Source organism: Brevundimonas sp. FV1ye28 (assembly GCF_058681135.1).
Window position 1 is genome coordinate 773,628 of the sequence record NZ_CM178731.1, and the last position, 19,188, is coordinate 792,815.

The following is a 19,188-nucleotide window of genomic DNA, read 5'->3' on the forward strand; positions in this document are numbered from 1 at the left end:
CCGACTATGAAAATGATGATTGGCGCCGCTGTTTGCGCCCTGATGATGCTGTCCGCAGGCGCACCGGCCGTGGCCCAGGACGCCGATGGCGACAGCTACACCTTCACCATTACGAACAGCTCGGAATCGGCGATCATCACCTTCCATCTGGCGTCCGAGAGCGACTCCAGCTGGAGCGAAGACCTGATCCCGGACACGGTCATCGGTGCGGGCGAATCGCTCGACATGGAGTTCGCGGCCGATGCCGATGAATGCCGCTATGCGACCTCCGTCGTGATGGAAGACGGCAGCGAATACGCCGCCATCGTGGACTATTGCGACCTGACCGGCATCGATATCAGCGACGACCAAGGCCTGACCTACTATTGATTTCCATCCCCGGGGCCGGCGATGAGCCGACCCCGGGGTATCGGCCCGGCGGGCCGATACAGGCCGTGACTTGCCATCCGCGGGCGGAACGACGACATACCCTGTTCACGTCCCTGGAGCCCGGCCCGCCTCGATGGTCACCCTCATCGACACCCTGACGCGCAAACCGTCAGACCTGCGTCACCCGGAAAAGCAGAACCGGCCCGAGACGGCCGTGCTGCGCAAGCCCGACTGGCTGAGGGTCAAGGCCCCGGGATCTGGCCAGTACAACGCCACCAAGGACATCGTCCGCTCCAAGGGGCTGGTCACCGTCTGCGAGGAGGCGGCCTGTCCGAACATCGGCGAGTGCTGGAGCCAGAAGCACGCCACCCTGATGATCATGGGCGACACCTGCACGCGGGCCTGCGCCTTCTGCAACGTCAAGACGGGCCTGCCCCAGCCGCTGGATACGGAAGAGCCGGGCAAGGTCGGGCTGGCGGTGTCGCAGCTGGGCCTGAACCACGTCGTGATCACCTCGGTGGACCGGGACGACGTCTCGGACGGCGGGGCGGCTCATTTCGCCGAGGTGGTGCGCCAGATCCGTCTGCAGGCACCGAACACCACCATCGAGATCCTGACGCCCGACTTCCTGCGCAAGGACGGCGCGGCGGAGGTGATGATCGACGCCCAGCCGGACGTGTTCAACCACAACCTGGAAACCGTGCCGCGGCTCTATCTGAAGATCCGGCCCGGCGCCCGCTACTTCCACTCGTTGCGCCTGTTGCAGATGGTGAAGGAGCGCGACCCCAACCAGTTCACCAAGTCAGGCATCATGGTCGGCCTGGGCGAGACCAAAGAAGAGGTCATGCAGGTGATGGACGACATGCGCTCCGCCGGCGTCGACTTCATCACCATCGGCCAGTACCTGCAGCCGACGCGCAAGCACGCCGCCATCGACCGGTTCGTCACGCCTGAAGAGTTCAAGGCCTATGAGGCGATCGCCCGGGCCAAGGGCTTCCTGATGGTGTCGTCGAGCCCGCTAACGCGGTCTTCGCACCATGCGGGGGATGACTTCGCCCGGCTGAAGGCGGCGCGGGAAGCGCAGAACAAGCATTGAGTTCGGCCGTCATTGTCATCCCGGACGAAGCGAAGCGCAGATCCGGGACGGCGCAGAATTTGACTTTGGAAAAGCCCGGACAGCCTCTTATGGCTGAGCCGGGCTGCGGTCGGACTTTCGTCCGGATGACCGCTGGCGCGCTCTCCGGACGGAGAGTGGATCGACGCCGATCCGTCCCGGCTCTCCGCTTCGCTGCGGCCGGGATGACAAGGCCTCAGGTCTGATGGCCGTCCACCGCGTCACCCGCATCCTGCCCTATACGCCCGCCCAGCTCGCCGATCTGGTGGCGGACGTGGAGGCCTATCCACGGTTCGTGAAATGGGTGTCGTCGATGCGCGTCTGGAACCGGCGCGAGGAGGCGGCCGGGGTGTCGGTGCTGGATGCCGAGGCGGCGGTGGGATTCTCGTTCCTGAAGGAGCGGTTCTCGACCTGGGTGCGGCATGATCGTAACCTGCCGAGGGTCGAGGTCGGGCTGCTGCGCGGGCCGTTCCGGCATCTGAAGAACCGCTGGGACTTCCATGAGGTCCCCGAAGGGACGAGGCTGGAGTTCATGATCGACTTCGCCTTCAAGAGCCCGATCCTGAACGCCATGCTGAGCGCCAATTTCGAGCTGGCCGTCGGCAAGCTGATCGCCAGTTTTGAGGACGAGGCGGCGCGCCGTTACGGAAAGCCCGAATGACCGAATTCGACTTCGACGCCGTCGTGGTGGGGGCAGGGGCCGTGGGCCTGGCCTGCGGACGGGCGCTGTCGAAGCGAGGGCTGACGGTGCTGGTGCTCGAGAAGGAGCCGCACATCGGTCAGGGGGTATCGTCGCGGAATTCCGAGGTCATCCACGGCGGGCTCTACTATCCGACCGGGTCGCTGAAGGCCAAGTTCTGCGTCGAGGGTCGGCGGGCGCTGTACGCCTATCTGGATAGCCACAAGATCGATTACCGCAAATGCGGGAAACTGGTCGTGGCGACCAACGAGGACGAGGTCCCGCTGATCGAGACCATCTTCCAGCAGGCCACGACCAACGGCGTCGAGGGGTTGGAGCATCTCAGCGGCGAACAGGCACGGGCGATGGAGCCTGAGCTGAACGCCCACGCCGCCATCCTGTCGCCCGAGAGCGGCCTGTTCGCGAGCCACGACTATATGCTGGCCCTGGAGGGCGAGATCGAGGACGGCGGCGGGTCGGTCGTGGTCTCGACGCCGTTCGAACGGGCCGAGCCCCTGGCGGACGGCGGATTCCGGATCACGGCGGGCGGGGAGGGCGGGGCGACCCTGACCTGTCGCCTGCTGGTCACCGCGCCGGGGCTCGGCGCGCAGGCCGCCGCATCGCTGATCGAGGGTTTTCCCGCCGACCACATCCCCAAGGGCCATTTTGGCAAGGGCGTCTATTTCCGGCTGACCGGCAAGGCGCCGTTCGAACGGCTGATCTACCCGCCGCCGATCGCGGGGGCGTTGGGGACTCACTATCGCAAGGACCTGGGCGGGCAGGCCGTGTTCGGGCCGGATCTCGAATACGTCGAGACCGAGGACTATGGGGTCGATCCGGCGCGGGCCGAGGGGTTCGCGACCTACATCCGCCGCTTCTGGCCAGGCCTGCCTGAGGGCGCCCTGACGCCGGACTACGCGGGCATTCGGCCGAAGCTGCATGGGGCGGGCGAGCATCAGCCGGACTTCCAGCTCTATGGCCCCGAGATTCACGACATCGAGGGTCTGGTGACCCTGTTCGGCATCGAAAGTCCGGGTCTGACCAGCTCGCTGGCGATCGGGGAAGCGGTCGCGGAGAGACTGGGTGTCTGAGACCTTCCGCCCGGCGACGCTGGCCGATGTGGACCGGCTGCAGGCCTTCGTCCATGCCGCCTATCGGGGCGACAGCGCCCGGCGCGGCTGGACGCACGAGGCGGATCTGCTGGACGGGCAGCGGACCGACGTGGAGGCGTTACGGGCGATGCTCGACGATCCGGCCTACGTCATCCTGCTGGCCGAGCGCGACGGGGGGCTGGCGGGCTGCGTCTCGGTCAACGACAAGGGGGATGGGCTGACCTATCTGGGCATGCTGTCCGTCGATCCCGAGCTGCAGGGCGAGGGCCTGGGGCGCATGCTGATCGCGGCGGCCGAGGCCCTGGCTGTTGCGGAATTCGGCGCTCGCTCGATGGAGATGACGGTCATCGTCCAGCGCCGCGAGCTGATCGACTGGTATGTTCGCCGTGGCTACGCCGAGACCGGCGAGACCCGTCCGTTCCCGGCTGCGGACCCCCGATTCGGTCTGCCTCGACGGGACGATCTGGCCTTCACGGTTTTGGCGCGCGACCTGTCCGCCTGATCGTCAGCGGCGGCTGGCCTAGACGGGCGGGATCCGGCAAGGCTGGCGGCATGGAGATCATCACGCCCCGGCTGACGTTGCGCCACGCCCGGTCGGAGGATCTGGCGGCGATGCACGCGGTGCTGTCCGATCCGCGCGCCATGGAGTGGTGGTCCACGCCGCCCCACGACGCGATGGAACAGACCCGGGTCTGGCTGGACAGCATGATCGCCGGCAACGCCGAAGGTTCGGACGATTTCGTCATCGAGCGAGACGGACAGGTCATCGGCAAGGCGGGGTTCTTCAGGCTGCCGGACGTCGGCTACATCCTTCATCCCGACCACTGGGGCCTCGGGCTGGCGTCGGAGGCGGTCGGGGCGGCGGTGGCCCATGTGTTCGCGACGCGCGCTGTCGATGATCTGACCGCCGACGTCGATCCGGCGAATCAGGCCTCGATTCGGTTGCTGGAAAAGCTGGGCTTCGTGCGTACCGGCTTTGCGGAACGGACCTGGAATATCGGGGGGGAATGGAAGGACAGCGTCTTCTTCGGCCTGAACCGACAGGCCTGGACTGGGCGGACGGAGGCATCTGCGGTCAGGTCTTGAAGTCCCTCCAAGGTTCAGGCATAAGCCCGCGCTCGCTGGCGGCTCTCCCGAAGGGCCGCCGCTTCCTTTTTTGCGTCAGGCCCATCCGGGAACCGGCGCCGTATACGAGATGAGACGGACATGGCCGTTCCTAAGCGCAAAGTATCGCCCTCGCGTCGCAACATGCGCCGCTCGCACGACGCCCTGGGCGCCAACCCCTACACGGAAGACAAGGATACGGGCGAACTGCGTCGCTCGCACCACATCGACCTGAAGACGGGTACGTATCGCGGCCGTCAGGTTCTGACGCCGAAGGAAGACTAGTCTTCCGACTTGTCATCCCGGCCGCCGAGCCGGGACGACGAAACTGTGAAGTTTACGCCGCGCGGCTCAACCGCGCGGCGTTTTCGTGCGTTTATGGCGTTCCACATCGAGGAACGTCCAGAATGATCCGCACCCTTACCGCCACCGCAGCCGTCGCCCTGCTGCTCGCCGCCTGCGGTCAGCCCGAGGCGACGCCGCCCGCGACTGCCCCTGCAACGCCAGCACCGACCGCACCCGTGACGCCGGCTCCGGACGCCAATGCCCTGACGGCGGGCGGCTACGGCCCGCTGCGCATCGGCATGACGAAGGCCGAGGTGATCGCGGCCGTCGGCGACAAGTTCAATCCGAGCCTCGTAGGCGGCGCCGAACCGGAGGTCTGCGATCAATGGCGTCCAGCCCAGTCGCCGGAAGGCGTGATCGTGATGTTGGAGAACGGCCTCCTGACCCGCATATCGGTCTCTTCGCCCGCCACGCTGAAGACCGATCGCGGTTTCGGCGTCGGCGACACGGCCGCAGCCATCAAGGCCGCCTACGGCCCGCTGGCCGTATCCCAGCCGCACAAATATTCGGCCGCGCCCGCCGAGGACATCTTCGTCTGGACCACAGGCGCCCCGGCCACGGCCGGCGAATACGTCCAGGACGCGACCGCGCGCGGGATCCGCTACGAGATCGACGGGGAGGGCAGGGTCTCGATCATCCACATCGGCGGCCCGTCGATCCAGTTGGTCGAAGGCTGCTCGTAACCCAAGGCTAGGTTGGCGATTCGCAGGCGTCGGGCTAAACCCCGACGCCTGCTTTTCCTTTGACCGCCGAAGGCCTCCCATGACCGACATCGCCGACATCGTCGCCCGCCAGATTCTCGATAGCCGGGGCAACCCGACGGTCGAAGTCGATGTGATCCTGGATGACGGCTCGTTCGGCCGCGCCGCTGTGCCCTCAGGCGCCTCCACGGGCGCCCACGAGGCTGTCGAACTGCGGGACGGCGAGAAGGACCGCTGGGGCGGCAAGGGCGTCCAGAACGCGGTCGATGCCGTCAACGGCGAAATCTTCGACGCCCTGTCCGGCATGGACGCCGAGGACCAACGCCGCATCGACGAGGCCCTGATCACCCTCGACGGCACCGAGAACAAGGCTCGCCTGGGCGCCAACGCCATTCTCGGCGTATCGCTTGCGGTCGCCAAGGCCAGCGCCATCTCGGTGGGCCTGCCGCTGTTCCGCTATGTCGGCGGCATTTCGGCCCGCGTTCTGCCGACCCCGATGATGAACATCATCAACGGCGGCGCCCATGCCGACAATCCGATCGATATCCAGGAGTTCATGATCCTGCCGACCGGCGCCGAGAGCTTCTCCGAAGGCCTGCGCATGGGCTCGGAAATCTTCCATGCCCTGAAGAAGCAGTTGAAGGACGCCGGCCACAACACCAACGTCGGCGACGAGGGTGGCTTCGCCCCGAATCTGGCCTCGGCCGAGGAAGCCCTCAGCTTCATCACCAAGGCGGGCCAGGCGGCCGGTTACCTGGCGGGCGAGGACTTCCACCTGGCGCTCGACGTCGCCGCGACCGAGTTCTTCAAGGACGGTGCCTACAACATGGCCGGAGAGGGCAAGATCCTCGGCGCCGAGGGGATGGTCGGGTATCTGGCCGACCTGTGCGAGCGCTTCCCCATCGTCTCGATCGAGGATGGCTGCGCCGAGGACGACTTCGAAGGCTGGAAGCTGCTGACGGATGCGCTGGGTGAGCGGGTCCAGATCGTCGGCGACGACCTGTTCGTCACCAATCCGGCGCGTCTGGCGGCCGGCATCGGCGAAGGCCTGGCCAACTCCATCCTGATCAAGGTCAACCAGATCGGCACCCTGTCCGAGACCCTGGACGCCGTCGATATGGCCCACCGCGCGGGCTACACCGCCGTCATGAGCCACCGTTCGGGCGAGACCGAGGACTCGACCATCGCCGACCTGGCCGTCGCCACGAACTGCGGACAGATCAAGACCGGCTCTCTGGCCCGTTCGGACCGCACGGCCAAATACAACCAGTTGCTGCGCATCGAAGAAATGTTGGGCGATCAGGCGTCCTACTACGGCGACGGCATGCTGCTGAAATAGTCGCGGGGAGGGGCGGCCGTCGGCGACGTCCGCCCTATCCGTAGAACTACGTAATTCTACGGCAGAGCTAGGGTTTGTTAGGCATTTTCGGTCACACAGGATCAACTGTGTTCACGCTCAGAAGGAGCGTTCGTATTGCCCGAACGGATGAAACCCTACTCGCTGTCCGCGTTCCTTTTTCTGCTCGTCGTCTACCTGGGGGTCCAGGCCCTGACTGGCGAGCGGGGCCTGCTCAGCGGCGCTGAGCGCGATGCGCGCTTGGCCCAGCGTGAGGCACAGCTGACCACCTTGACCGAACAGCGCGCCGACCTCGAAGTCCGCGTCCGCTATCTGCGCACCGGCAGTCTGTCCCGCGACCTGCTCGAAGAGCGGGCCCGCGCGGTGCTCGGTTTCAGCGATCCGCGCGACTATGTGGTTCGCACCGCCGCCATCGCTCCGACCCCTGCGACCGCAAACCTCTCCTGAACTCTTGTTACAGCCCAGGTGGCGTGCTTTGCGTTTGGGGAACGAAGGCTGCTACAGCCGCTTTCCGTAACGACAAGAGGCCCTGACGGCGTGTTTCGCTGAGGGCTCCACCGGGAGATGCCGGATGGCGAGAGCCGCCCAGAAAACCACGGATTCCAAGGGGTCCGACAAAATTCCGAATACGCCGACCGCGTCCAAGGAAGACCTGCTTCGCTACTATCGTGAGATGGTCCTGATCCGCCGCTTCGAGGAGCGCGCGGGCCAGCTGTACGGCATGGGCCTGATCGGCGGCTTCTGCCACCTGTATATCGGCCAGGAAGCCGTGGCCGTCGGCGTTCAGGAGAGCGTCAAACAGGGCCACGACAAGATCATCACCGGCTATCGTGACCACGGTCACATGCTCGCCGCCGGCATGGACCCGAAAGAGGTCATGGCTGAGCTGACCGGACGCATCGGCGGCTCGTCCAAGGGCAAGGGCGGGTCGATGCACATGTTCGACGTCCCGACCGGCTTCTACGGCGGGCACGGCATCGTGGGCGCCCAGGTCGCGCTCGGCACCGGCCTGGCCTTCGCGGGCAAGTACCGCGGCGATGATTCGGTCGCCTTCGTCTATTTCGGCGACGGCGCCTCGAACCAGGGTCAGGTCTACGAGAGCTTCAACATGGCCCAGCTGTGGAAGCTGCCGGCCATCTACATCATCGAGAACAACCAGTACGCCATGGGCACGAGCATCGAACGCTCGTCGTCCACGACCGAGCTCTACATGCGGGGCGCCAGCTTCGGCATTCCGGGCGAGCAGGTCGACGGCATGGACGTGCTGGCGGTCAAGGACGCCGTGGCCCGCGCCGTGAAGCGCGCCCGTGAAGGCGGCGGTCCCTTCATCCTCGAGGTGAAGACCTATCGCTATCGCGGTCACTCGATGTCCGACCCGGCCAAATACCGGTCGAAGGACGAGGTCGACGAGGTCAAGAAGACCCGCGACCCGATCGACCACGTCAAGATGCTGCTCGAACAGGCCAAGGCCACCGAGGACGAGCTCAAGGCGATCGACGCCGAGATCAAACAGATCGTCGCCGAGGCGGTCCAGTTCGCCCAGGAAAGCCCAGAGCCCGACCCGTCCGAACTCTATACGGACGTCTATGTGGAGACCGCCCAGTGACCGACATTCTGATGCCGGCGCTGTCGCCCACGATGGAAGAGGGCAACCTGACCAAATGGCTGGTGAAGGCCGGCGACGTGGTCAAGGCGGGCGATGTGATCGCCGAGATCGAGACCGATAAGGCGACCATGGAGGTCGAGGCCGTCGATGAGGGCGAAATCGCCGAGATCCTGGTGGCCGAAGGCTCCGAGGGCGTGAAGGTCAATACACCAATCGCGCGCATGGCCGGTGAAGAGGGCGCCGCCGCTCCGGCTCCCAAGGCCGCGCCGGAAGCCGACAAGGCACAGGCCGATACGCCCAAGGCGACAGCAGAGGGCAAGACCGGCGATCCCGAAAAGGCTCCGCCTCAGTCCTCGACCCCCAAGGTCGAACTCCGCGATCCGGAAATCCCGGCCGACGTCAAGCTGGTCAAGACGACCGTGCGCGACGCCCTGCGCGACGCTATGGCCGAGGAAATGCGCCGCGACGAGAACGTCTTCCTGATCGGCGAAGAGGTGGCTCAATACCAGGGCGCCTACAAGGTCAGCCGCGAGCTGCTGCAAGAGTTCGGCGACCGCCGCGTGGTCGACACCCCGATCACCGAGCACGGCTTTGCCGGCCTCGGCGTCGGTGCCGCCATGTCGGGCCTGAAGCCGATCGTCGAGTTCATGACCTTCAACTTCGCCATGCAGGCGATCGACCACATCATCAACTCGGCGGCCAAGACCCTGTACATGTCGGGCGGTCAGATCCGCGCGCCCATCGTGTTCCGCGGTCCCAACGGCGCCGCCAGCCGCGTCGGTGCCCAGCATAGCCAGGACTATTCGGCCTGGTACGCCCAGGTGCCCGGCCTGAAGGTCGTCGCTCCCTACGATGCGGCCGACGCCAAGGGCCTGCTGAAATCGGCCATCCGCGACCCGAATCCCGTCGTCTTCCTCGAACACGAGATGATGTACGGCATCGAGTTCGACGTGCCCGAGGTCGAGGACTATTTGGTGCCGATCGGCAAGGCCAAGGTCCGCCGCGAAGGCACGGACGTGACCATCACGGCCCACGCCCGCATGGTCGGCTTCGCCCTCCAGGCCGCCGAACAGCTGGAGGCCGAAGGTATCTCGTGCGAGGTCGTCGATCTGCGGACCCTGCGGCCGCTCGACCATGAGACCATCGTCGCCAGCGTCAAGAAGACCAGCCGCCTGGTCTCGGCCGAGGAAGGCTGGGGTCCGATGGGCGTCGGCGCCGAGGTCGTGGCCCGGGTCATCGAGCACGCCTTCGACTATCTGGATGCGCCGCCGCTGCGCGTGCACCAGGAAGACGTGCCGCTGCCCTACGCCGCCAATCTGGAGGCGCTGTCGCTGCCGGGCGCGGACAAGATCGTCGCGGCCGTCAAGGCGGTGATGGCGTGACCCATCCCTACGCCCTGCCGGAGCCCGACGAGGTCGGCGCCGTGACCGATGGCACGGCGGTGGAGCTGACCCGCGTCTGGATCGGCCCGCAGGGTCCGGCGATCATCTGTCGTCCGGCCTTCGACGATCCCCGTGCGATGGGCGAGATGCTGGCCGAGCTCTGCTGGCACATGGCCTTCGCCTACGAAAAGACCGGCCAGTTTTCCAACGCCGAGGCCAAGGCCGCGCTGAAGGCCGGCTGGGATCAGGGCCACGCCAACGGCGAAACCGCGCTTAAGAAAGCTCAATCATGAGCAACGAGCCGTCCGAGTTCCAGCTGACCGTGCCGGACAGCGTCGCCTCCGATCCCGATGCGTTAGAGATGCTGCGCTTCTGGTGGTCGCGCGGGGAGCCCGTGATGGCCATCAAACCCGCTTTCGAAGACCCTCGGGCCTACGGAAGCATCCTGGCCATCGCGGCCCGGAACATCGCCCACGTCTATCATGCGGCCAAGGGGCTGGATGAGGACGAAACCTATCGTCAGGTGCTCTCGGGGCTGGACGCCGCTCTCGGCGGCCCTGGCTTCAAGACCATCGCCGAGACCAAGAGCGAAGCATGACCGACATCCTGATGCCCGCCCTGTCGCCCACCATGGAAGAGGGCGTCTTGGCCAAATGGCACGTCAAGGCCGGCGACGTCGTCAAGGCCGGCGACGTGATCGCCGAGATCGAGACCGACAAGGCCACGATGGAGGTCGAGGCGGTCGATGAAGGCACGATCACCGACATTCTCGTCCCAGAAGGCACCGAGGGCGTGAAGGTCAACACCCCGATCGCGCGTCTGGCCGAGGAGGGCGGCGCGGCCGCTCCCGCGCCGAAGGCTGCTGAACCGGCCAAGGCCGAGGCGCCCAAGGCGGCTCCCGCTGCTGCGCCCGCCGAGGCTTCGAAAGCGGCGCCGGCTGCGGCCGCTGCCGCGCCGGCCACGAAGTCCGGCGAACGCGTCTTCGCCTCGCCGTTGGCCCGTCGTCTGGCCAAGGACGCCGGCCTCGACCTCTCAAGCCTGAAGGGCACCGGCCCACACGGCCGGATAGTCAAGGCCGACGTGGAGGCCGCCGGCAAGGGCGGCGCCCGTCCTGCGACGGCGACCGCCTCCGCCACCGCCGGCATCGAGCCGCGCAAGGTCCAGTCCCTGGCCCAGATGGGCATTCCGGACGGCAGCTACGATCTGATCCCGCTGGACGGGATGAAGAAGGCCATCGCCCGGCGCATGGTCGATTCGATCCAGAACGTGCCGCACTTCCCGCTGTTCATCGACTGCGAGATCGACGCCCTGATGGCGGTCCGCGCCAAGGTCAATGCGCTCTTGGAGCCCAAGGGCATCAAGGTCTCGGTCAACGACTTCGTCATCAAGGCCTCGGCCCTGGCGCTGAAACTCGTGCCCGAAGCCAACGCCAGCTACTCGCCCGAAGGCATCGCCATGCACCACAACGCCGACGTGGCGATGGCGGTGGCGATCGACGGCGGCCTGATCACCCCGATCATCCGCAAGGCCGAGCTGAAGTCCCTGTCGCAGATCGCCGTCGAGGCCAAGGACCTGGCCAAGCGCGCTCGCGACCGCAAGCTGAAGCCCGAAGAGTTCCAGGGCGGCACCTTCTCGGTCTCCAACCTGGGCATGTTCGGTATCAAACAGTTCACCTCGATCATCAACGAGCCCCAGGGCGCGATCATGAGCGTGGGCGCGGGCGAACAGCGCGCGGTCGTCAAGAACGGCCAGCTGGCGGTCGCCACGGTGATGACGGTGACGCTGACCTGCGATCACCGCGTGGTGGACGGTGCGACGGGCGCCCGCTTCCTGCAGGCGTTCAAGCCGCTGATCGAAGATCCCGTGACGATGCTGGCCTGAGGCCATGACCGGCACGGTATACGACTTCACCGCGACCGGTATCGACGGGACCGAGATCCCGCTGGACCGGTTTCGCGGTCAGGCCCTACTGATCGTCAACACCGCGTCCAAATGCGGCTTCACCGGCCAGTACGCCGGGCTCGAGGCTCTTCATCGCCAGTACGCCGACCAGCCCTTCCAGGTGCTGGGCTTCCCGTGCAATCAGTTCGGGGCTCAGGAACCGGGCAGGGCGGCCGAGATCGCGGCCTTCTGCTCGTCGACCTACGACGTCAGCTTTCCGATGTTCGACAAGGTCGAGGTCAATGGCGCCAACCGGCACCCGCTGTACGACTGGCTGACGTCCCAGAAGCGCGGCTTCCTCGGCAGCCGCGACGTGAAGTGGAACTTCACCAAGTTCCTGACGGACCGTGAGGGCAGGGTGGTGGCCCGCTACGCCCCCCAGGTGGAGCCGGACGCGATCAGCAGCGAAATCGAGGCTCTGCTCTGAGCGGTGCCGGCCCGTCTGTCTGCACCGAGTGCGGCGCCGCGCTGCTCGGGCGCTTTTGCCACGCCTGTGGTCAGGACAGCCGCCCCCCCAGCCGGCGTTTCCGCGACCTGGCTGACGATCTGCTGGACAATGTCTTCTCCTTCACCGCCGCCGCGCCAAGGACGTTCAAGGACTTGATCCTACGGCCGGGCGCCATTCCGCGCGCCCATTTCGACGGCGACAGATCGCGCTATCTGTCGCCAGTGAAGCTGTACCTGACGGCCTCCCTCATATTCTTCCTGTTCCTGAGCCTCAGCGGCATCGCCCTGATGCAGTTGCAGGTGACCCGGACGGGCGAACCATGGGTGCGCATCACCAGCGAGGAGTGGCAGGCCGGCGGATTTGAGATTATGCCGATCTGGCTCGAACGTCCCCTGGACCAGCGTCCCGATCGGGCCGTCGTCGCCGCCTTCGACACGGCCTCGCGACAGCAGACGAACAGTGACGATGCCGATCGGGCCGTCATGGCAGGCATGCGATCGACAATCGAGGATCCGAGCGCACTGAACCAGCGGCTGGCGAACTGGATGCCGAGCGCGATCTGGGTGCTGATGCCGGTCTATGCGCTGTTGCTCTGGGGTCTATACGCGCGTCGGCATCTGCTAATCGAGCATCTGATCTTCGCCCTGTGGGGCCACAGCCTGATGTTCCTGATGCTCATCGCCGGCGGCGTTTGGAACCTGGGACTTACCGGCGGGGTCGGGGTCGCCTTCACCGGCTATCAGGTATGGCTGACCCGCGGCCTCAAGGGATTCTACGGCACGCGTTGGTCGACCGCGATCCTCCGCGGCGGCGCGCACAGCTTCGTCTATGTCCTGCTGATCTGGATTCCTCTGCTCATCGGTTTCTTCCTGTGGGAGCCGATCCGATTGGCCGGCTGGAGCCAGGTGCTGGAATGAACCGTTCACAGCGAGTTACGTCCCGTCCCCATCGCTTCCGAACGCGGGCATCCGCCGCTAGAACCCCATCTCAAGCAAACGGGAGGCTCATTTGGCCGACTTCGATCTCATCGTCATTGGTTCGGGCCCCGGAGGCTATGTCGCCGCGATCCGCGCCAGTCAGCTGGGCCAGAAGGTCGCCATCGTCGAGCGCGAGAACCTGGGCGGCATCTGCCTGAACTGGGGCTGTATCCCGACCAAGGCGCTGCTCAAATCCGGTGAGAAGTTCGAGAGCCTGAGCCATCTGAAGGAGTACGGCCTGTCCGCCTCCGGCGCGACCTTCGACTTCGACGCCATCATCCAGCGCTCGCGCGGCGTGGCGGCGACGATGAACAAGGGCGTCACCTTCCTGATGAAGAAGAACAAGATCGAGGTGATCGAGGGCTCGGCCAGGCTGGAGAAGGGCGCTGCGGCCCCCAAGGTCGTCATCGACCTGAAGGCCGGCGGATCGCGCACGGTCGAGGCCAAGGCGGTCATGCTGGCCGTCGGTGCCCGCGCCAAATCGATCCCGCAGATCGGCCTGGAACCCGACGGCGACAAGATCTGGGCCTACCGCGAGGCCATGGCCCCCAAAAAAATGCCTGCCTCGATCATCGTCATCGGATCGGGTGCCATCGGTATCGAATTCGGCAGCTTCTACAGGGCGCTAGGCGCTGAAGTTACCGTGGTGGAAGCGGTCGATCGCATCATGCCGGTCGAGGACGAAGAGGTCTCCAAAACGGCTCAGAAGGCCTTCGAAAAGCGCGGCATGAAGTTCCGCACCGGTTGCAAGGTCACCAAGGTGTCCAAGGGCGGGAAGGGGGTCCAGGTCGCGATCGAGGCCGGCGGCAAGGCCGAAGTGCTCGAGGCCGAGGTCTGCATCTCGGCGGTCGGCATCACCGCCAACACCGACGGCATCGGCCTGGAGGCGCTGGGCGTCAACATGGACCGCGGCCACATCACCATCGACGGCCACTGCGCCACGAACGTTAAGGGGCTCTACGCCATCGGCGACTGCGCCGGCGCGCCCTGGCTCGCTCACAAGGCCAGCCACGAAGGCATCCATGCCGCCGAATATATCGCCGGCTACAAGAGCCCCAACGTCCACTCGCCGATCGCCGGCTGCACCTATGCTCAGCCGCAGGTCGCCTCGGTCGGGATCACGGAGCAGGGCGCCCGCGAGGCCAACCGCGAGGTCAAGATCGGCCGCTTCCCGTTCCGGGTGAACGGCAAGGCCGTGGCCGCCGGCGACATCGAAGGCTTCGCCAAGGTCATCTTCGACGCCAAGACCGGCGCCCTGATCGGCGCCCACATGATCGGTCACGAGGTCACCGAGATGATCCAGGGCTATGTCACCGCCATCGCCATGGAAGCCACCGAGGAAGACATCCACGGCATCGTCTATCCGCACCCGACCATGTCGGAGGCCATGCACGAGGCGGCGCTGGACGCCTACGGCCGTGTGATCCACCTGTAGGATGAACCCGGACGGCGGGACGCTTCATACCTGGGCCGAGGTCGCCGCGCGCGGCCTTGAGTTCGTGGGCGTGGGCGCGATGTTGCTGGGACTGATCGCGGCGACCGTGCGGCTGGCATGGCGCTTCAAGGGAGGCGGCCTTGACGCCGCCTATGCGGAATATCGCGCCAACCTGGGACGCGCGATCCTGTTGGGCCTGGAGCTTCTGGTCGCCGCCGACATCATCTCGACGGTGACTTCGGAACTGACATTCCAAAGTGTCGGGCTGCTCGCCGCGATCGTTGCCATCCGGACCTTCCTCAGCTTTGCACTCGAAACCGAGATCGAAGGCCGCTGGCCTTGGCGTCGGTCAGACAGGCCCAAAGACTGAAGTCAGCGCTTCTTGCCGAGCTCGGCGGCGATGTCCTTGACCATTCGGCCGGCCTTGCGGTGGGCGGCGGTGATCTGGTCGCGGGTCACGCCCCAGCGCTTCATCCAGTATTCGACGGCCTGACGCTCAGACAGGTCCAGACGGTCCTTGTCGATGAAGCCGCGTTTGTCCTTGAGACCAGCCATGAGGGCGTTTCCTGTTCGCGCCTAAGATATATTATGCGAAATCGAGACTGTGCCGACTGGTGCGGTGGTGTCATCGTTTTGCGTCGGATTCCTTGATCGACATGTATCACGAATCCAAAGATGGTCGCCGCCAAGCTTTGCTTTAAGGTCTGATGAGCGCGCGCCACAGCCACCGTCCCTCCCCAGGGCATGGCGAGGCCGAGATTTTTACTCCTCCGAGACGCACGAGTACGCCCATGAATGTTTTAAAGCCTCTGCTACTCAGCGCCTGCATATCGATCGGAGCCACCGACGCCCTGGCTTCCGAGATTATCGCTATCAACTCAACTGATAAAGCAGCGCTTTTGGATGGGCATTGCGGAGACGATGAATGGGAAGCAGCGACAAAGATCGAACTGCCTGCGCAGGCTTCCATTCATCTTATGCACGATGAGCAATACTTCTATCTATGCGCCAAAGGTAAACCGGAAGACTACACGGTATTGGACCTTTATATAAAGCACTCAGAAACGGGCAATCTCCACCACTTCCACCTCTCCGCTCAAATGGGAGAACGAGTACGCACTGAAGCAGGATGGGGTGAGTCCGCGACATGGGAGCTCGATGGCTATGCTGGATTCTGGGTACCGTATTTCGGGCTGGAAGATCCCGAGAATAACAATGGTCCAATATTCGCCCGGGGCACACACAGGCAAATCCAAGTGTCCCGCACGAAGTTTGCCGGCAACGACTGGACCATGATGATTGGCGTCGGCGCCATCAGGCACGAAGGCGCAGGGGCGGAATTCCGCTATCCGGAAGCAGCAATAGATAGCGATGAATCGACGTGGGCCACGTTTTCAATGGCTGGGCAATAAGGACACAGAAGCTACGTATCTGACAGTGGCGCGGTGGCGCTCCAACCATCGAAACCGACTTCGACATTGGCCGGAAGAAGCGACGACAACGCATTGTAATCCAAATCGATGTGCAGGTTCGTCAGCACGGCGCGCTCCACGCCGCTGCGCGCGATCCATGCCAGCGTCCGGTCCACATGGCTGTGCGTCGGATGCAGCGTCCAGCGCAGCGCGTCGACGATCCAGAGTTTGCAGCCCGCGAGCGCCTCGAACGCCGCATCATCCAGCGCGTCGATGTCGCTGGAGTATGCGATCGATCCCATCCGGTAGCCGACCGACCGGATCGGTCCATGGCCCTGGTCGAAGGTCACGACCGGAACCGGACCGCCTGAGCCGTCGATCGACCAATGCGAGCCGTGCTCCGGGATCTCGTTGAGTTCGAGGATTGCCGGATAGCCCATCTGGCTTTCGAAGATGTACGGAAAGCGCGGCACGAGGGCCTCGCGCGTGGCGACGTCCATCCAGGCCGGAATCCGCCGACGGCCGCGAATGGCGAAGACGCGCAGGTCGTCGATACCGTGGGTCTGGTCGGCATGGTCGTGGGTGTAGAGGACGGCGTCCACCGACTTCACACCGGCTCTCAACATCTGCTCGCGCAGGTCTGGAGACGTGTCGATCAGCACCATTGTTTCGCCGTCCGGGCCGCGCCGCCGGACTAAGGCCGAGCAGCGGCTGCGGCGGTTCCTGGGCTCGGCCGGATCGCAAGCGCCCCAGTCGCCGTCGCCGCGCGGCACGCCGCCGGACGAGCCGCTGCCGAGGATGGTGATCTCCAGCTCGTCGGTCACGGTCGAGGGATCCTGTCGAACAGGCTGAAGAAGGCGTCCGTCGTCCTCGCCTCCGCCTCCTCCCGGCCCCAGCCGCGAATGTCGGCGAGAGCCTGGAGCACATGGGTCACATAGGCGGGTTCGTTGCGGCGCCCCCGATGCGGTATCGGGGCCAGATAGGGGCAGTCGGTCTCGACGATGATCCGATCGGCGGGCATGGCGCGGATGACCTGACGCACGTCCTCGGCCGCCTTGAAGGTGGCGATGCCGGAAACGGAGAACCACGCGCCCATTTCCGCAGCCTGTTCCGCCAGTTCCGCCCCGGATGTGTAGCAGTGCATGAGAAAACGAAACGGCGCATCGGCCTGCATTTCCCGCAGGATCGTCCCCATCTGATCGTCCGCTTCGCGGGTATGGACGACCAGCGGAAGGCCGGTCGCCTGGGCGGCCTTGATGTGGGTTCTGAAGACGTCGGCCTGGATGTCGCGCGGGCTGAGGTCATAGTGGAAGTCGAGGCCGCATTCACCGATTCCGACGACGCGCGGGCGCCCGGCCAGCGCGACCAGATCGTCCGCCGTCATGGCCGTGTGATCCTTGGCCTCGTGCGGATGGGCGCCGACCGTGCACCAGATGTCCGGGTGCGCCATGGCCAGGGCGTGGGTCGCCTCGAAGGTCGACAACTTGTCCGAGATTTCGACCATCATCTGCACGCCGACCTCGCGGGCGCGGGCGATGACGGCGTCGCGGTCCTCGTCGAACTGGACGGCATGCAGGTTCACATGACTGTCGATGATCATCAGCCGGCCATCCGTTTCACGCGCGCCAGATCGGCCAGGGCCCCGGCCAGCAGGTCACCCTTGTCGAGGTTGATGGCGGCGGCTCGTTCAGGTGCCTCGGTCAGTCGGGTCCAGAGATCGGCCCAGGCGCCCCCCTGCCCCGACTGCGCCAGCGATCGCGCCTTCACGGCGGCAGCCAGGCGGTCCAACAAGGCTTCGAACCGCGCCTGCCCCTCGGCGCCCCGGAACCCGTCGGCCAGCGACAGGGCCTCGGCGCGATCGACCGGGCCTTCGTCGACCCAGCGGCGCGCCAGCCGATCGAGCTCCAGATTGGCGGCCGTGGCCAGCGACAGCGCCGCGCCGGGCGATCCGCGCGCCATTCCGGCGATGCGGACGGCCTCGTCGCGGTCCAGCTCGGTCTGACGCGCCAGGAGGCCCGCGACCTCGGCCTCCGGCCAAGGCTGGAAGGTCAGGCGGCGGCAGCGCGAGCGGATCGTGGCCAGCAGACGGCCCGGTGCATGGGTCACCAAAAACAGGACGCCCCGCTCAGGCGGTTCCTCCAGAACCTTCAGCAAGGCATTGGCGGCATTGAGATTCAGGTCGTCCGCCGCATCGATGATGGCGACGCGATAGGCCGCGCGCGACGGGCTCTTGGAGAAGAACTCCGGCAGGTCGCGCGCCTGGTCGACTGAGATGGATTTCTTCGTCTTGCCGCCCTCGACCAGCCGCTCCAGCACCAGCAGGTCGGGATGGGACTGGGCCGTGATCAGCTGGCTGACGGGGTCTGAAGGCCGCGCGCCCAGCGGCCCGTGCGAAGGATCCGGAGCCGCGCCCAGAAGACGCCGCGCAGCGCGATAGGCGAAGGTCGCCTTGCCCAGCCCCTCGGGGCCGCAGACCATCCAGGCGTGGTGAAGCCGGCCGCGATCCAGCGCATCAACGAAGGCCATCTCGGCCGCCGGCGACGGGATCAGGTCGAACCGGTCGCGCGGATGCTCGCTCACGGCAGGATCGGCTCGATGGCCCGCCAGACCCGTTCGGAGACCGCGTCCAACTCGCCCGTGGCGTCGATGATCCGGCAGCGTTCCGTGTGCTGGGCGGCGACGGACAGAAACCCGTCGCGCAGGCAGCGATGGAACTCCAGCCCCTTGGATTCGAACCGCGTCTCCGCCGCGCCCCGCGCCAGAGCCCGCTCCAGACCCACCTCGACCGGCAGATCGAAGATCAGGGTCAGGTCCGGCTGGTCTTCGCCGACGACGGCGGCGTCGAGAGCTTCGATGAAGTCCGCCGGCGCACCGCCGCCCGCCCCCTGATAGGCGCGGCTGGAATCGGCGAACCGGTCGCAGACGATCCAGCGACCGGCCGCCAGCGCCGGGCGGATGGTCTTTTCCAGATGATCGCTGCGCGCGGCGAACATCAGCATCGTCTCGGTCATGGGCGACCAGCGACCGGCGTCACCGTTCAAGGCAATGTGGCGAATCTCTTCGGCGCCGGGCGAGCCGCCTGGCTCTCGTGTGTGCACGACGTCAACGCCGCGCGCCTGGAGGCGAGCGACGAGCCGGGCGGCCTGGGTGGACTTCCCCGTCCCCTCCCCGCCTTCGAATGTGATGAACTGTCCTCGGGTCACCGG

At 65.9% G+C, this 19,188-nt stretch carries 25 protein-coding genes; 20 read left to right on the top strand and 5 right to left on the bottom strand.

Going from position 1 to position 19,188, the window contains the following annotated elements; all coding sequences use genetic code 11:
- The first annotated feature begins 6 nt into the window (after positions 1 to 6).
- From ACW171_RS03945 to ACW171_RS04035, 19 genes are all read left to right on the top strand, one after another.
- The gene (locus tag ACW171_RS03945) at positions 7 to 369 is read left to right on the top strand and encodes a hypothetical protein (protein ID WP_492095797.1); all 363 of its coding nucleotides are present in this window, start codon (positions 7 to 9) and stop codon (positions 367 to 369) included.
- A 133-nt stretch (positions 370 to 502) separates the two neighbouring features.
- On the top strand, positions 503 to 1,465 hold the full coding sequence (gene lipA / locus ACW171_RS03950; RefSeq protein WP_492095798.1) for a lipoyl synthase: 963 nt from the start codon (positions 503 to 505) through the stop codon (positions 1,463 to 1,465).
- 223 nt (positions 1,466 to 1,688) lie between these two features.
- Positions 1,689 to 2,144: a type II toxin-antitoxin system RatA family toxin gene (locus ACW171_RS03955; RefSeq protein ID WP_492095799.1), complete on the top strand. Its 456-nt coding sequence runs from the start codon at positions 1,689 to 1,691 to the stop codon at positions 2,142 to 2,144.
- Positions 2,141 to 3,253, top strand: coding sequence for an NAD(P)/FAD-dependent oxidoreductase (locus ACW171_RS03960; RefSeq protein ID WP_492095800.1), 1,113 nt, complete (start codon positions 2,141 to 2,143; stop codon positions 3,251 to 3,253). The genes ACW171_RS03955 and ACW171_RS03960 overlap by 4 nt, the downstream gene beginning before the upstream one ends.
- Complete coding sequence (locus tag ACW171_RS03965; RefSeq protein ID WP_492095801.1) at positions 3,246 to 3,776, top strand: GNAT family N-acetyltransferase; 531 nt, start codon at positions 3,246 to 3,248, stop codon at positions 3,774 to 3,776. Before ACW171_RS03960 ends, ACW171_RS03965 begins: the two co-directional genes overlap by 8 nt.
- Positions 3,777 to 3,826: 50 nt before the next feature.
- The gene (locus tag ACW171_RS03970; protein WP_492095802.1) at positions 3,827 to 4,360 is read left to right on the top strand and encodes a GNAT family N-acetyltransferase; all 534 of its coding nucleotides are present in this window, start codon (positions 3,827 to 3,829) and stop codon (positions 4,358 to 4,360) included.
- A 120-nt stretch (positions 4,361 to 4,480) separates the two neighbouring features.
- Positions 4,481 to 4,663, top strand: a complete 183-nt coding sequence (gene rpmF / locus ACW171_RS03975) for a 50S ribosomal protein L32 (RefSeq protein ID WP_492095803.1) — start codon at positions 4,481 to 4,483, stop codon at positions 4,661 to 4,663.
- Between the two features lie 122 nt (positions 4,664 to 4,785).
- Positions 4,786 to 5,406, top strand: a complete 621-nt coding sequence (locus tag ACW171_RS03980) for a hypothetical protein (RefSeq protein ID WP_492095804.1) — start codon at positions 4,786 to 4,788, stop codon at positions 5,404 to 5,406.
- Positions 5,407 to 5,485: 79 nt separating this feature from the next.
- Entirely contained in the window at positions 5,486 to 6,763 is a 1,278-nt protein-coding gene (gene eno / locus ACW171_RS03985; protein WP_492095805.1) for a phosphopyruvate hydratase, read from the top strand.
- A 147-nt stretch (positions 6,764 to 6,910) separates the two neighbouring features.
- Positions 6,911 to 7,228 (top strand): FtsB family cell division protein, encoded by a 318-nt coding sequence (locus ACW171_RS03990; protein ID WP_492096582.1) that lies wholly within the window; start codon positions 6,911 to 6,913, stop codon positions 7,226 to 7,228.
- Between the two features lie 124 nt (positions 7,229 to 7,352).
- Positions 7,353 to 8,387 (top strand): pyruvate dehydrogenase (acetyl-transferring) E1 component subunit alpha, encoded by a 1,035-nt coding sequence (pdhA, locus tag ACW171_RS03995; protein ID WP_492095807.1) that lies wholly within the window; start codon positions 7,353 to 7,355, stop codon positions 8,385 to 8,387.
- Positions 8,384 to 9,769 carry a pyruvate dehydrogenase complex E1 component subunit beta gene (locus tag ACW171_RS04000; protein ID WP_492095808.1) on the top strand — a complete coding sequence of 462 codons (1,386 nt, stop codon included), beginning with the start codon at positions 8,384 to 8,386 and terminating at the stop codon, positions 9,767 to 9,769. The genes pdhA and ACW171_RS04000 overlap by 4 nt, the downstream gene beginning before the upstream one ends.
- Positions 9,766 to 10,062, top strand: a complete 297-nt coding sequence (locus ACW171_RS04005; RefSeq protein WP_492095809.1) for a DUF5076 domain-containing protein — start codon at positions 9,766 to 9,768, stop codon at positions 10,060 to 10,062. The genes ACW171_RS04000 and ACW171_RS04005 overlap by 4 nt, the downstream gene beginning before the upstream one ends.
- Positions 10,059 to 10,367 (top strand): DUF5076 domain-containing protein, encoded by a 309-nt coding sequence (locus ACW171_RS04010; protein ID WP_492095810.1) that lies wholly within the window; start codon positions 10,059 to 10,061, stop codon positions 10,365 to 10,367. The genes ACW171_RS04005 and ACW171_RS04010 overlap by 4 nt, the downstream gene beginning before the upstream one ends.
- Positions 10,364 to 11,650 (top strand): pyruvate dehydrogenase complex dihydrolipoamide acetyltransferase, encoded by a 1,287-nt coding sequence (locus ACW171_RS04015; RefSeq protein ID WP_492095811.1) that lies wholly within the window; start codon positions 10,364 to 10,366, stop codon positions 11,648 to 11,650. Before ACW171_RS04010 ends, ACW171_RS04015 begins: the two co-directional genes overlap by 4 nt.
- Positions 11,651 to 11,654: 4 nt before the next feature.
- On the top strand, positions 11,655 to 12,137 hold the full coding sequence (locus ACW171_RS04020) for a glutathione peroxidase (RefSeq protein WP_492095812.1): 483 nt from the start codon (positions 11,655 to 11,657) through the stop codon (positions 12,135 to 12,137).
- Positions 12,138 to 12,259: 122 nt separating this feature from the next.
- Entirely contained in the window at positions 12,260 to 13,075 is an 816-nt protein-coding gene (locus tag ACW171_RS04025) for a DUF3667 domain-containing protein (protein ID WP_492096583.1), read from the top strand.
- A 91-nt stretch (positions 13,076 to 13,166) separates the two neighbouring features.
- The gene (gene lpdA / locus ACW171_RS04030; protein WP_492095813.1) at positions 13,167 to 14,570 is read left to right on the top strand and encodes a dihydrolipoyl dehydrogenase; all 1,404 of its coding nucleotides are present in this window, start codon (positions 13,167 to 13,169) and stop codon (positions 14,568 to 14,570) included.
- Position 14,571: 1 nt separating this feature from the next.
- On the top strand, positions 14,572 to 14,940 hold the full coding sequence (locus ACW171_RS04035) for a DUF1622 domain-containing protein (protein ID WP_492095814.1): 369 nt from the start codon (positions 14,572 to 14,574) through the stop codon (positions 14,938 to 14,940).
- 2 nt (positions 14,941 to 14,942) lie between these two features.
- On the opposite strand, the gene ACW171_RS04040 is transcribed toward ACW171_RS04035, so the two are convergent.
- Positions 14,943 to 15,125 carry a DUF3606 domain-containing protein gene (locus ACW171_RS04040; RefSeq protein WP_013269402.1) on the bottom strand — a complete coding sequence of 61 codons (183 nt, stop codon included), beginning with the start codon at positions 15,123 to 15,125 and terminating at the stop codon, positions 14,943 to 14,945.
- A 152-nt stretch (positions 15,126 to 15,277) separates the two neighbouring features.
- On the opposite strand from ACW171_RS04040, the gene ACW171_RS04045 reads away from it, so the two are divergent.
- Positions 15,278 to 15,982: a hypothetical protein gene (locus ACW171_RS04045; RefSeq protein ID WP_492095815.1), complete on the top strand. Its 705-nt coding sequence runs from the start codon at positions 15,278 to 15,280 to the stop codon at positions 15,980 to 15,982.
- An 11-nt stretch (positions 15,983 to 15,993) separates the two neighbouring features.
- Here ACW171_RS04045 and ACW171_RS04050 read toward each other — a convergent pair whose 3' ends face one another.
- Genes ACW171_RS04050 through tmk form a run of 4 tightly spaced genes read right to left on the bottom strand, consistent with a single transcriptional unit; the run spans position 15,994 to position 19,185 of the window.
- Positions 15,994 to 16,806: an MBL fold metallo-hydrolase gene (locus ACW171_RS04050; protein WP_492095816.1), complete on the bottom strand. Its 813-nt coding sequence runs from the start codon at positions 16,804 to 16,806 to the stop codon at positions 15,994 to 15,996.
- Complete coding sequence (locus ACW171_RS04055; protein WP_492095817.1) at positions 16,803 to 17,582, bottom strand: TatD family hydrolase; 780 nt, start codon at positions 17,580 to 17,582, stop codon at positions 16,803 to 16,805. Before ACW171_RS04055 ends, ACW171_RS04050 begins: the two co-directional genes overlap by 4 nt.
- On the bottom strand, positions 17,582 to 18,562 hold the full coding sequence (locus ACW171_RS04060; protein ID WP_492095818.1) for a DNA polymerase III subunit delta': 981 nt from the start codon (positions 18,560 to 18,562) through the stop codon (positions 17,582 to 17,584). The genes ACW171_RS04055 and ACW171_RS04060 overlap by 1 nt, the downstream gene beginning before the upstream one ends.
- Entirely contained in the window at positions 18,559 to 19,185 is a 627-nt protein-coding gene (tmk, locus tag ACW171_RS04065; RefSeq protein ID WP_492095819.1) for a dTMP kinase, read from the bottom strand. Before tmk ends, ACW171_RS04060 begins: the two co-directional genes overlap by 4 nt.
- Positions 19,186 to 19,188 lie beyond the last annotated feature (3 nt).

Bases quoted from the DNA above. Each gene is read 5' to 3' on its own strand.
- ACW171_RS03945 (WP_492095797.1), top strand. From the start codon at position 7: ATGAAAATGATGATTGGCGCCGCTGTTTGCGCCCTGATGATGCTGTCC.
- lipA (WP_492095798.1), top strand. From the start codon at position 503: ATGGTCACCCTCATCGACACCCTGACGCGCAAACCGTCAGACCTGCGT.
- ACW171_RS03955 (WP_492095799.1), top strand. From the start codon at position 1,689: ATGGCCGTCCACCGCGTCACCCGCATCCTGCCCTATACGCCCGCCCAG.
- ACW171_RS03960 (WP_492095800.1), top strand. From the start codon at position 2,141: ATGACCGAATTCGACTTCGACGCCGTCGTGGTGGGGGCAGGGGCCGTG.
- ACW171_RS03970 (WP_492095802.1), top strand. From the start codon at position 3,827: ATGGAGATCATCACGCCCCGGCTGACGTTGCGCCACGCCCGGTCGGAG.
- rpmF (WP_492095803.1), top strand. From the start codon at position 4,481: ATGGCCGTTCCTAAGCGCAAAGTATCGCCCTCGCGTCGCAACATGCGC.
- ACW171_RS03980 (WP_492095804.1), top strand. From the start codon at position 4,786: ATGATCCGCACCCTTACCGCCACCGCAGCCGTCGCCCTGCTGCTCGCC.
- eno (WP_492095805.1), top strand. From the start codon at position 5,486: ATGACCGACATCGCCGACATCGTCGCCCGCCAGATTCTCGATAGCCGG.
- ACW171_RS03990 (WP_492096582.1), top strand. From the start codon at position 6,911: ATGAAACCCTACTCGCTGTCCGCGTTCCTTTTTCTGCTCGTCGTCTAC.
- pdhA (WP_492095807.1), top strand. From the start codon at position 7,353: ATGGCGAGAGCCGCCCAGAAAACCACGGATTCCAAGGGGTCCGACAAA.
- ACW171_RS04010 (WP_492095810.1), top strand. From the start codon at position 10,059: ATGAGCAACGAGCCGTCCGAGTTCCAGCTGACCGTGCCGGACAGCGTC.
- ACW171_RS04015 (WP_492095811.1), top strand. From the start codon at position 10,364: ATGACCGACATCCTGATGCCCGCCCTGTCGCCCACCATGGAAGAGGGC.
- ACW171_RS04020 (WP_492095812.1), top strand. From the start codon at position 11,655: ATGACCGGCACGGTATACGACTTCACCGCGACCGGTATCGACGGGACC.
- ACW171_RS04035 (WP_492095814.1), top strand. From the start codon at position 14,572: ATGAACCCGGACGGCGGGACGCTTCATACCTGGGCCGAGGTCGCCGCG.
- ACW171_RS04040 (WP_013269402.1), bottom strand. From the start codon at position 15,125: ATGGCTGGTCTCAAGGACAAACGCGGCTTCATCGACAAGGACCGTCTG.
- ACW171_RS04045 (WP_492095815.1), top strand. From the start codon at position 15,278: ATGAGCGCGCGCCACAGCCACCGTCCCTCCCCAGGGCATGGCGAGGCC.
- ACW171_RS04055 (WP_492095817.1), bottom strand. From the start codon at position 17,582: ATGATCATCGACAGTCATGTGAACCTGCATGCCGTCCAGTTCGACGAG.